Annotated in this window: 10 protein-coding genes and 4 tRNA genes; 2 read left to right on the top strand and 12 right to left on the bottom strand. The window is 49.9% G+C overall.

Annotation, left to right across the window (positions count from 1 at the left end; translation table 11 throughout):
* Nucleotides 1–77: 77 nt before the first annotated feature.
* Both IC617_RS07030 and IC617_RS07025 read left to right on the top strand, forming a co-directional pair.
* Nucleotides 78–1322, top strand: a complete 1245-nt coding sequence (locus tag IC617_RS07030; RefSeq protein ID WP_224745860.1) for a dicarboxylate/amino acid:cation symporter — start codon at nucleotides 78–80, stop codon at nucleotides 1320–1322.
* 12 nt (nucleotides 1323–1334) lie between these two features.
* On the top strand, nucleotides 1335–1502 hold the full coding sequence (locus tag IC617_RS07025) for a hypothetical protein (RefSeq protein WP_191144272.1): 168 nt from the start codon (nucleotides 1335–1337) through the stop codon (nucleotides 1500–1502).
* A 64-nt stretch (nucleotides 1503–1566) separates the two neighbouring features.
* Here IC617_RS07025 and IC617_RS07020 read toward each other — a convergent pair whose 3' ends face one another.
* The 12 genes from IC617_RS07020 to recA all read right to left on the bottom strand — a co-directional run bounded on the left by IC617_RS07020 (nucleotide 1567) and on the right by recA (nucleotide 11610).
* The gene (locus IC617_RS07020) at nucleotides 1567–2697 is read right to left on the bottom strand and encodes a sodium ion-translocating decarboxylase subunit beta (protein WP_191144271.1); all 1131 of its coding nucleotides are present in this window, start codon (nucleotides 2695–2697) and stop codon (nucleotides 1567–1569) included.
* A gap of 12 nt (nucleotides 2698–2709) precedes the next feature.
* Nucleotides 2710–4497: a sodium-extruding oxaloacetate decarboxylase subunit alpha gene (oadA, locus tag IC617_RS07015; RefSeq protein WP_191144270.1), complete on the bottom strand. Its 1788-nt coding sequence runs from the start codon at nucleotides 4495–4497 to the stop codon at nucleotides 2710–2712.
* Nucleotides 4498–4526: 29 nt separating this feature from the next.
* Entirely contained in the window at nucleotides 4527–4778 is a 252-nt protein-coding gene (locus IC617_RS07010; RefSeq protein ID WP_191144269.1) for an OadG family protein, read from the bottom strand.
* 369 nt (nucleotides 4779–5147) lie between these two features.
* A tRNA-Arg gene (locus tag IC617_RS07005) sits at nucleotides 5148–5224 on the bottom strand.
* A 65-nt stretch (nucleotides 5225–5289) separates the two neighbouring features.
* A tRNA-Arg gene (locus IC617_RS07000) sits at nucleotides 5290–5366 on the bottom strand.
* Between the two features lie 72 nt (nucleotides 5367–5438).
* Nucleotides 5439–5515, bottom strand: a tRNA-Arg gene (locus IC617_RS06995).
* A gap of 14 nt (nucleotides 5516–5529) precedes the next feature.
* A tRNA-Ser gene (locus IC617_RS06990) sits at nucleotides 5530–5620 on the bottom strand.
* A gap of 159 nt (nucleotides 5621–5779) precedes the next feature.
* Entirely contained in the window at nucleotides 5780–5968 is a 189-nt protein-coding gene (gene csrA / locus IC617_RS06985; protein WP_087505116.1) for a carbon storage regulator CsrA, read from the bottom strand.
* Nucleotides 5969–6087: 119 nt separating this feature from the next.
* Complete coding sequence (locus IC617_RS06980; RefSeq protein ID WP_191144268.1) at nucleotides 6088–7311, bottom strand: aspartate kinase; 1224 nt, start codon at nucleotides 7309–7311, stop codon at nucleotides 6088–6090.
* A gap of 37 nt (nucleotides 7312–7348) precedes the next feature.
* A complete protein-coding gene (alaS, locus tag IC617_RS06975) occupies nucleotides 7349–9976 on the bottom strand; it encodes an alanine--tRNA ligase (RefSeq protein ID WP_191144267.1) in 2628 nt (875 codons plus the stop codon).
* A gap of 160 nt (nucleotides 9977–10136) precedes the next feature.
* Nucleotides 10137–10610 carry a regulatory protein RecX gene (locus IC617_RS06970; protein ID WP_191144266.1) on the bottom strand — a complete coding sequence of 158 codons (474 nt, stop codon included), beginning with the start codon at nucleotides 10608–10610 and terminating at the stop codon, nucleotides 10137–10139.
* Nucleotides 10576–11610 (bottom strand): recombinase RecA, encoded by a 1035-nt coding sequence (gene recA / locus IC617_RS06965; RefSeq protein WP_191144265.1) that lies wholly within the window; start codon nucleotides 11608–11610, stop codon nucleotides 10576–10578. The genes IC617_RS06970 and recA overlap by 35 nt, the downstream gene beginning before the upstream one ends.
* Between the last annotated feature and the right edge of the window lie 298 nt (nucleotides 11611–11908).

Raw genomic sequence — 11908 nt, 5'->3', positions numbered from 1 at the left:
CTCAGGTTTACCTTGTTGGGACGAACGCGCGATAATCGATAGGATACTCGGCTGAACAATAAGATAAACTGATATTCATGAAGATTTTTGCAATTTGGTTCGCCATCCCATTCTGGCAACGAGTGCTTGCCGGTTTTGTCCTCGGCGCCGCAACGGGTTTATTGCTTCAAGAGCAAGCGGTCATCGTCAAACCGCTCGGCGACCTATTTATCAACGCCATTCGCATGTTGATTGTCCCGCTGGTGTTCTGCACCTTGGTGGTCGCGCTAACCTCATACACAGGTAAGAACTTAGGCCGAATAGGCGTCAAAACAGTCGGATTATTCCTCACCACCGCCTTCATTGCTTCGGCATTGGGACTGACTATTGCGCTAAGTTTTGATTTAGGCAGCGGCCTACAGTTGATTGCCGCCGATACCGTCAAAGAGCGTAATATCCCCACTGCCGCTCAAGTGCTGATTGATATCATTCCCCGCAATCCGATTGCCGCCATGGCCGAAGGCAATATTCTGCAAGTCTTGTTCTTCGCCATCTTGGTCGGTATTGCCATCAATACCGTGGGCGACAAAGCACAAGCACTCAAAGCCACTATAACCAGTGGCGCCGAGGTCATGTTCCAGATCACCCGCTATGTCATGGAGCTAACCCCATTTGGTGTTTTCGGCTTGATTGCTTGGATGTTTGGTAGTTTTGGCTTTGAGGCGGTTGTGCCACTACTGAAGTTTGTCGGCGCGATTTATGCAGCGTGCTTGATTCACATGCTGTTGGTTTATGGCAGCATTGTGAAGTGGCTGGGGCGAATGTCGCCGGTGCGGTTTTTCCGCGGTATTTTCCCCGCCCAGCTCGTTGCCTACTCGTCATCCAGCAGTTACGGCACCTTGCCCGTTACCACTCAGTGCGTGACAGAAAATCTTGGCGTTTCAAAGCAATATGCCAGCTTCGTATTGCCATTAGGAGCTACCATTAATATGGACGGCTGTGGTGGTATATATCCGGCAATTTCGGCGGTATTTATTGCTCAGCTCTATGGTATTCCACTGGGCGCGGGCGAATACGCATTGATTATGGCCACAGCGGTACTGGCATCGGTCGGAACCGCTGGCGTTCCCGGCTCTGCCATGGTGATGCTGACGGTCACATTGAATGCAGTCGGTTTACCGCTAGAAGGCATCGCCTTTATTGCCGCCATCGATCGGATTATCGATATGATGCGTACCACTACCAATGTCACAGGTGATGCCGTAGTGGCGCTGGCAATCGGCCGTCAAGAAGGCTTAATGGCACAAGACGCTCCTGAGCAAGTGACTGCTCAGGCATCATAATAAGAGGATGTTATGACTCGACTTTTTCTAGTCCCACTGGTGTTATCGGCGTTGTGGTGGTTGTTTCTTAACTACCACGGTCTGACGGTCAAACAAGGTGCTAAAGGCTTCTATATGATTTTTGCCTTTTGCGGCACCTTCGGCTTGGTCTTAACCTTCATCATGTGGTTTATGCAGTAATACCGGCCCGTGCTGGCATTAAAAAAGGCTGCCGAAGCAGCCTTTTGTCATTGAACCTAAGTATCTAGCCAACCAACGCCAGCAGCACACCAGCCGCCACCGCGGAGCCCAGTACGCCAGCAACGTTTGGGCCCATGGCATGCATTAGCAAGAAGTTGTGAGGATTGGCTTCTAAACCAACTTTGTTCACCACTCGCGCAGCCATTGGTACCGCAGAAACACCTGCCGCACCGATCAATGGGTTGATCTTACCGCCAGTCATACGGCTCATGATCTTAGCCATGATCACACCGGAAGCCGTACCAATTGAGAATGCCACTGCGCCCAATGCCAGAATCCCCAAAGTTTCAACACTCAGGAAAGATTCAGCCGAGAGCTTAGAGCCAACAGCCAAACCAAGCATGATGGTGACAATGTTGATGATTTCATTCTGAGCAGCCTTCGATAATCGATCGACCACGCCAGACTCTTTCATCAAGTTGCCCAAGCAGAACATACCAACCAGTGGCGCCGATGCAGGCAAGAACAAAATCGCCAGCGCCAAAACTGCCAGTGGGAAGACGATCTTCTCTTTCTTCGATACGGCACGTAATTGACCCATTGGGATCTGACGTTCTTTTTCTGAGGTTAACGCCTTCATGATTGGCGGCTGGATAATCGGTACCAGTGCCATATATGAGTAAGCTGCCACGGCGATGGCGCCAAGCAAATCAGGCGATAAACGGGATGCGACGAAAATCGCCGTGGGCCCGTCGGCACCACCAATAATCGAAATTGCCGCCGCATCTTGCAGACTGAACTCAAAGCCTGGGATGACATTCAATGCAATAGCGCCAAACAGGGTGGCAAAAATACCAAACTGAGCGGCTGCACCAAGCAACAGCGTTTTCGGATTCGCAATTAAGGCACCAAAGTCGGTCATTGCGCCCACGCCCATAAAAATGAACAGTGGGAACACACCGGTCTTAACCCCGATTTCAAAGATGTAATAGAGAATACCGCCAGGTTCGGTAAAACCAGCAACCGGGGTATTCGCTAGAATGGCACCAAAGCCGATAGGCAGTAACAACAGCGGCTCGAAGTTTTTCGAGATGGCCAGATACAACAACAACAGGCCAACGGCTATCATCACCAACTGGCCGCCAGTAAAGTTGGCAATACCAGTATCGAGCCAAAGTGTATGCAACGCTTCCATTAATTGCTCCTGTTATGCCAGCGATATCAAGGCGTCGCCAACAGCAACTGAATCGCCTTCTTTGATATCAACGCTGACAACTTGACCATCGCGCGGCGCGCGAACTTCGGTTTCCATCTTCATCGCTTCGAGCACTAAGATAACATCACCAGACTTCACTGCATCACCTGGTGCAACATTTACTTTGAAGATGTTACCAGCCAGAGGAGCGGCAACGGCTTCACCAGCTCCTGTCGGCGCAGCAGCTGCAGGAGCGGCATCGCTAGCTGCTGCCGGGGCAATACTGCTGATATCGCCGCCTTCAGCGACTTCAACAACAAATTGCTGACCTTGCACTTTCACCGAATAAACGCTTGGACCAGTGCCTGCGGCGGCTGGCGCAGGGGCAGCAGCCGGCGCTGGTTCAGGCTCAGTACCTGGCGCAGGTTCAAAGGCATCTGGGTTGTTGCGGTTTTTGAGGAATTTCAAACCAACTTGTGGGAACAACGCGTATGTCAGCACATCGTCGATTTCATCTTTGGCCAGCTCAATGCTCTCTGCCGCCGCTTTTTCCTTCAGCTCGGTGACTAGCGAATCTAGTTCGTCTTCAATCAAGTCAGCCGGACGACAAGTAATTGCTTCTCCACCGTCAAGTACGCGAGCTTGTAGCTCTGCATTAACCGGAGCAGGTGCTTTACCATACTCACCTTTCAATACGCCTGCGGCTTCTTTGGTGATGTTTTTGTAGCGCTCGCCCATCAACACGTTGATGACAGCTTGCGTACCAACGATTTGCGAGGTTGGAGTCACCAGAGGGATGTAACCCAAGTCTTTACGAACGCGGGGAATTTCTTCCAGCACTTCGTCAATCCGGTCGCCAGCATTTTGATCTTTGAGCTGGCTTTCCATGTTAGTCAGCATACCGCCAGGGACTTGAGCCAACAGAATGCGCGAGTCAACGCCTTTGAGCGCACCTTCCCATTTGGCATATTTCTTCCGTACTTCACGGAAGTAAGCGGCAATTTCCTGTAGCGCAGTCAGATCCAAACCGGTATCGCGCTCTTGGCCTTGTAAGGCCGCAACCAGTGTTTCTGTTGGCGAGTGGCCGTAAGTCATACTCATTGACGAGATCGCCGAGTCGATCATATCAACACCCGCATCAATTGCTTTCTGATGGGTCATCAAGCTCAAGCCTGTAGTGGCGTGGCAGTGCAAGGCAATGGGCACGTCTACAGCGGCTTTCAGCGCCTTAATTAAGCTCTCTGCTTCGTATGGGCGTAACAGACCCGCCATGTCCTTGATACACAGCGAGTGACATCCCATGTCTTCCAATTCACGAGCCAGATTGACCCATGTTTCTTCGGTATGAAATTCGGAAGTGGTGTAAGACAGGGTACCTTGAGCATGAGCGCCAACTTGAACGGCTGCTTTCACCGCCGTTTGGAAGTTACGCGGGTCATTCATCGCATCAAAGATACGGAACACATCCATACCGTTGGCGTGAGCACGCTCGACAAACTTCTCAACCACATCATCGGCGTAGTGGCGGTAGCCCAACAGGTTCTGACCACGCAGCAGCATTTGGTGCTTGGTATTTGGCATCGCCTCTTTTAACAGACGCAGACGCTCCCAAGGGTCTTCGCCCAAGAAGCGGATGCATGAATCAAATGTTGCCCCGCCCCAAGATTCAACAGACCAATATCCTACTTTGTCTAGCTTCTCGGCAATTGGCAGCATGTCATCGACACGCATACGGGTTGCGAACAGGGATTGATGGGCGTCACGCAGCACCACGTCAGTAATCGCTAATGGCTTGCTCATAGTTGGTTCTCGTTTTGTTGTAATCGAATTTATGCTTGTTTGTTGTTGCGATGCTTCTGCACCGCCGCAGCAACAGCAGCCAAGACAGCTGGAGAGGTCGCCGCACTCGGTGGTGCTGGTTTACTCTTCGCTGGTGCTGGTGCATCAGGAAAGTATTGATTGATGATCTTGGACATACTGTTTACGCACAAGATCAAGAAGCTTAAAAAGCTGAAGACGATAATCATGCCAATTGCCATGATGTTGCCAGCTTCCGCTAAGAGATGGGTCAGGTCGGCCATGTTCCCCCCGATTTAAGATATTTATGTAATTTTTCTACATAATAATGCAGATAAGGGCTTCCTGTGAATAGGATTTTGCGCTTAAAAGTCGCATTAACCCTGAACAACTCTCGAACTACCTTGTTTCGCTTGAGTAGTTAACTTTCAAAAATTAAGCAGCAGCTGCACCTCAGCGGTGAGAAAGACCCGCGAAGACAATCAAGTGGAAGCCGCATGTAGGCAACCAGTTATGCATAGTATGCTAAATATGCGTCATGAGGCAGATCAAATTCGAGGATATTTTGGCACTTGTCAAGAAGACTAGATTTGAGATTTTCTACGAGAATCAAAAAAGCGAAAAATTGTGCTAGGAAGGCCACTTTAAGAAAGTGGCGGACGCGGGAGGATTCGAACCTCCGACCGCCTGGTTCGTAGCCAGGTACTCTATCCAGCTGAGCTACGCGTCCGCATATAAAAAGCTTGTTCGATTTGACTCGAACGTTACACAAAGGAATGGGCCACTTTGGGAAAGTGGCGGACGCGGGAGGATTCGAACCTCCGACCGCCTGGTTCGTAGCCAGGTACTCTATCCAGCTGAGCTACGCGTCCGCATGTCTAGATGATTATCTAGGGTATTCCGATTGTAACGCTATCCAAGGATAGCTTATCCACTTGAAGAAGTGGCGGACGCGGGAGGATTCGAACCTCCGACCGCCTGGTTCGTAGCCAGGTACTCTATCCAGCTGAGCTACGCGTCCGCAAAAATCGAAAATGGCGGTGAGGGAGGGATTCGAACCCTCGATACCGGATTAGGGTATACTCCCTTAGCAGGGGAGCGCCTTCAGCCACTCGGCCACCTCACCGCATTTCGGAGGCGCATGATACTAGAGCCATTCGATAAGTCAAACGATTTTTGTCGCTTTTCCTACTGCTTGCTTAGGATTTATTCAAAGTGCTCAAAAAGCACAAAAAACAAAGCCGACACAAGGTCGGCTTTTTGTTATCGAGCGGTTCACGGACGATTAATAATCGTGATCCTCTGGACCCTTCTCTGCCTGGATACGGCGATAGATTTCTTCACGGTGAACAGACACTTCCTTCGGTGCATTAACACCAATACGAACCTGATTACCTTTAACACCCAAAACAGTCACAGTGACATCGTCACCAATCATAAGGGTTTCGCCGACTCGACGAGTTAAAATCAGCATTACCTAGCTCCTTTTTAGCTCTTTCCACTGCAACTAATACTCAATTTGCAGCAATTATAGTACAGCCTCGCTGTCTAACGCTCAGAAAAATTTGCGATTATTAGCAATTTACTAATTTATTACGCAGTTTCTTCCAATTTAAACGCACTATGTAAGGTTCTGACAGCTAATTCTAAATATTTCTCCTCAACGACCACAGAAATTTTAATTTCCGAGGTTGAGATCAGCTGAATGTTGATGCCTTCATTACCCAGAGATTCAAACATAGTCGAGGCCACACCGGCGTGACTCTTCATGCCAACACCAACAACAGAGATCTTGGCGATCTTGTCATTGCCACGTACTTCCCGAGCACCAACTTCCGCAGCAACCTGCTCTAACACCTGAGTTGCTTTGGCAAAGTCATTACGATGCACGGTAAACGTGAAATCGGCAGTATTATCACCTACGGAGTTTTGGATGATCATGTCCACTTCGATATCGGCTTTACCGATCGGAGCCAACACCGCCGCAGCGATGTTTGGTTGATCCGGCACGCCAAGAATCGATAAACGCGCTTCATCGCGGTTAAATGCAATACCCGAAACCAGTGGTGCTTCCATATCTTGTTCCTCAAACGTAATCAGAGTCCCTTCGCCTTCATCCTCAAATGATGACAATACGCGAAGCGGTACATTGTACTTGCCTGCAAACTCAACCGAGCGAATCTGCAATACTTTGGCGCCTAAACTTGCCAGCTCAAGCATTTCTTCGAATGTCACAGTATCCATTTTGCGAGCATTTGGCTCGACACGAGGATCGGTGGTGTAGACGCCATCAACATCGGTGTAAATGCGACATTCATCTGCTTTCAAGGCAGCCGCAACAGCAACAGCAGAAGTATCTGAGCCACCGCGACCTAAGGTCGTGATGTTGCCCAACTGATCGCGGCCTTGGAAGCCTGCAATCACCGCCACTTTGCCTTCTTCAAGCACTGACATGACCGCTTTCTCGTCAATGTCCATGATCCGAGCTTTACTGTGAGTGCTGTCGGTGGTCATCCGAATTTGGTCACCGGTCATTGACGTGGCCGGCACGCCAATGGTCAGTAATGCCATCGACAACAGAGCGATAGTGACCTGCTCTCCGGTTGATACCAACACGTCCAACTCACGCGTCATCGGTTGTTCATTGATCTCTTTAGCCAGCGCGATTAAGCGATTGGTCTCACCGCTCATTGCCGACACGACTACCGCCACCTGATGCCCTTGGTCGCGATAACGCTTCACTCGTTGTGCAACAGCTTGAATTCGCTCTACTGTGCCAACAGACGTTCCACCAAACTTCAGCACATACAATGCCATGCCTATACTCCTTTATCCCTAAACCTTGTTGGTGATCTTACAGTCGCTCTTGCAACCAAGGGGTGACCGACTCAAGCGCAGCAGGAAGCGCTGCTTCATCGGTACCGCCGGCCTGAGCAAAATCAGGGCGACCGCCACCTTTACCACCAACTTGTTGGGCTACTACATTCACCAACTCACCAGCTTTCACTTTGCTGGTTGCATCTTTACTTACGCCAACAGCGATACCAATTTTGCCATCGCTGACGGTTGCTAATACCACCACACAGGTGCCGAGCTTGCTCTTGAGGTCATCAACTGTGCTGCGCAGCGCTTTCGGGCTAGTGCCTTCCAACTGGCTTACCAACACCTTCACGCCATTGACGTCAACGGCCTGCTCAGCAAGTGAGCTACCGGCCAGCGCGGTCAATTTGGCATTCAGCCGCTCAACTTCTTTTTCCAGCCATTTCGATCGCTCAACCACTTGCTGTACTTTTTCACGAGCACTGCTCATGTCGCCTTTCACCAAGCCAGACACTTCATTGAGCTGATCAGCTAGGTTGTATAACGAATCGAGCGCATAGCGACCGGTGACCGCTTCAATGCGGCGTACACCAGAGGCAATACCGCCTTCGGACATGATGCGGAACAAGCCAATATCACCGGTACGCTCAACGTGGGTACCGCCACATAATTCAGTCGAGAAATCGCCCATGCCAACGACTCGGACTTTCTCGTCGTACTTCTCACCAAACAGAGCCATTGCCCCTGAGGCTTTAGCCTCATCCAGATCCATCAATTTGGTTTGCACCGAGTAGTTGGCGCGGATTTGCTCGTTAACCAGCTGCTCAATAGTGCGAATCGAATTACCAGAAATACTCTCGAAGTGGCTGAAATCGAAACGTAAACGCTCAGGGGCCACCTGTGAACCTTTTTGCTGGACATGCTCGCCCAACACTTTGCGCAAGGCAGCATGCATCAAGTGAGTTGCGGAGTGGTTGAGTCGAATTGAGTTACGACGCACTTCATCCACTTTAGCGCTAAGCGCTTCGCCGACGTGAATTTCGCCTTGCGACACGTAACCAATGTGGACGATGGCATCTCCGGACTTCTGCGTGTCAGTGACAACAAAGGAGCCGTCTTCCATCAACAACTCGCCCATGTCCCCACACTGGCCGCCGCTTTCAGCATAGAATGGCGTGTGATCAAGCACGACTTGACCATCATCGCCACTTTCTAGGCTATTGACTGACTCACCGTCTTTGGTGAACACCGCCACCACGGTGGCAGGGTATTCGGTGGCATCGTAGCCTTTGAATTCTGACTTGCCGTCAATGGTGATGTTCTGGTTGTAATCGACGCCAAACTGATTAGCTTGCTTAGCACGCTGACGCTGTTGCTCCATGGCCTTATCAAAGCCATCTTGATCGATATTCAACTCGCGTTCACGGGCGATATCTGCTGTTAAGTCAGCGGGGAAACCATAGGTGTCGTACAGTTTAAATACCGTTTCGCCCGGCACAGTGTCGCCGTCCAAGCCACGTAACGCTTCATCGAGTAGCGCCAAACCGCGGTCCAAGGTACGCAGGAACTGCTCCTCTTCAACCAGCAACACTTTTTCAATCACAGGTAATTGTTGGCCAAGTTCGGGGTAGGCGGCACCCATCTCGGTCACCAAACCTTTCGCCAGCAAATGGAAGAACGGCTTCTCTGCCCCCAGTTTATTACCATGGCGCACCGCGCGACGAATGATCCGACGCAACACATAGCCGCGCCCTTCGTTAGAAGGCATCACGCCATCGGCAATCAGGAACGAGCAGGAACGAATATGGTCGGCAATCACTCGCAGTGATTTATCGCTCAAATCAGAAACATTAAGAATCGTTGCCGTGGCTTTGATAAGAAATTGGAAAATATCGATTTCGTAGTTGCTGTGAACGCCTTGCAAAATCGCGGCAATACGCTCCAGCCCCATACCGGTATCGACCGAAGGCTTTGGCAGCGGCTCCATGGTGCCGTCTGACTGGCGGTTGAACTGCATGAAGACCAAGTTCCAAATTTCAATGAAACGGTCGCCATCTTCTTCTGGAGAACCTGGCGGTCCGCCCCAAATGTGTTCGCCATGGTCATAGAAAATTTCAGTACACGGGCCGCAAGGGCCAGTATCGCCCATTTGCCAGAAGTTATCTGACTCATAAGGCTTGTCCGCAGACTTGTCGCCTATGCGGATAATACGATCGACTGGCACGCCTATTTCTTTGGCCCAGATATCAAACGCTTCATCATCGCTTTCATAAACGGTGACCAGCAACCGCTCTTTTGGAAGTTTCACCACTTCGGTAAGAAACTGCCAAGCATAACGAATAGCGTCATGTTTAAAGTAATCGCCAAAGCTGAAGTTGCCGAGCATTTCAAAGAAGGTGTGGTGACGCGCCGTGTAACCAACATTTTCCAAGTCATTGTGCTTACCACCAGCACGGACACAACGCTGTGACGACACCGCTCGGGTATAACTGCGTTTTTCGGTGCCCAAGAAGCAATCTTTAAATTGGTTCATCCCGGCATTGGTAAACAACAGGGTCGGATCGTCGTGCGGCACCAGTGAACTGGAGGCAACAATCTGATGTTGCTGTTGCTTAAAAAAGGACAAAAAAGCTTCCCGAAGCTCTGCGGTGGTCATGTACATGCGTCGTTCCCGATACAATTGAAATGCCAGATCCCTGTCTCTTGCGTCGCCGCTGATAACAGCAACCACACTCAGGATCTGAACTGACAGACAAAAAGACTGGCTATTATACGCAGTGCATTGAGGCTTTTTCCACCGCCTTGGGGCTGGAAAAAAATTTTTATTGGTGCTGGCAGGCGTAGTGAATTTGTTCTTGGCTAAATCCGCGCTGGAATAGGTGGCGTTGCTGCTTTTGCTGCAGCTTAAATTCAGTAGGCCAAAATTCACCAAAGCGTTTTTGACGCTGTAACAAGGCTAATTCAAACCAATCGCCTTCAAATGCCATTAAAGCTTGTTGAATTAGCCCAGAATCGAGACCTTTTTGCTGTAATTCCTGACGGATACGATTGGCGCCGTAACCACGCTCGGCACGCAGACGGGTATAGATGCGAGCATACTCGGCTTCATTCAGCCAATTTTGCTCGACACAGTATTGTATGGTCTGGGCAATAATGTCAGTGTCAAAACCGCGCAATTGCAGTTTTTGGAAAAGTTCTTTGCGGCAATGATCGCGCCGCGAAAGGATAGCGGTGGCAGCTTGCACTGCCACTGGCAAGGAATTACAAAGCTGGTTCTTGTTCAGTTTCGCTTTCATCTTCAGGCGTCGCTGTCACCAGTAAACGAGAGCGAATTTGGGCTTCGATCTCGTTGGCAATTTCTGGGTTTTCTTTCAGGAAGTTGACACTATTGGCTTTACCCTGGCCAATTCGATCACCCTTGTAGCTATACCAAGCACCGGCTTTCTCAACCAATTTTTCCTGCACGCCCAAATCAATCAGCTCAGCATGTTTGCTAATGCCCTGACCGTATAAGATTTGGAATTCCGCTTGTTTAAATGGCGGCGCCACCTTGTTCTTAACGACTTTGACTCGGGTTTCGTTACCAACCACTTCATCACCGACCTTGACCGCGCCCGTACGGCGGATGTCGAGTCGTACCGATGAATAGAACTTCAGTGCGTTACCACCCGTGGTGGTTTCAGGGTTACCAAACATGACCCCGATCTTCATTCGAATTTGGTTAATGAAGACCACCATACAGTTTGTTTTCTTGATGTTGGCAGTCAGCTTACGTAGCGCCTGTGACATCAAGCGAGCCTGCAAACCAACGTGGGAGTCGCCCATATCACCTTCGATTTCTGCTTTTGGCGTCAGTGCTGCAACCGAGTCGACAATAATCACCTCAACGGCATTTGAGCGAACCAACATGTCACAAATTTCGAGGGCTTGTTCACCAGTGTCCGGCTGAGAGACCAACAACTCATCGACATTAACGCCTAATTTGGCGGCATAGACTGGATCCAAAGCATGTTCGGCATCAACGAAGGCACAGGTTTTGCCTTGGCGTTGGGCTTCGGCAACGACCTGCAAGGTCAAGGTTGTTTTACCACTAGACTCTGGGCCGTAGATTTCAACGACACGGCCATAGGGCAAACCGCCAATGCCGAGGGCAATATCTAGCGTCAAAGATCCTGTTGGAACACTGTCGATATCAAGTACATTGCTATCACCCAAGCGCATGATGGAGCCTTTACCAAACTGGCGCTCAATCTGGCCTAACGCGGCGTCTAACGCCTTTTTCTTATTGCTATCCATTAGTGTTCTCCAACCCTGTTGTGCTAACCATATTTTGCTTGAGGGCAAATAAATTGATTTTGTTGAAGCTCAGTATACTGGTCATTCATACAGTATCAACCCCTGTATAAATAATTTTTCCTGTTGTTGCCATTTCAGCGCCCTAACTTGTTTATTTTCCTCATCATTCGGATTTGCAGACTTTTCCGGCAATGAATCACTTGATGGTGGTTTTATCGAGTTGTTACCATCTGCGTCCGATATTCGAATTCCAACAATCACTCCCAGAGGCTTGTGTGAGCAGCAATTCTGAATCAGC

It is taken from the genome of Neiella litorisoli (assembly GCF_014773395.1).
GTDB lineage: Bacteria > Pseudomonadota > Gammaproteobacteria > Enterobacterales > Neiellaceae > Neiella > Neiella litorisoli.
This window is presented reverse-complemented; position numbering and strand designations above follow the sequence as displayed.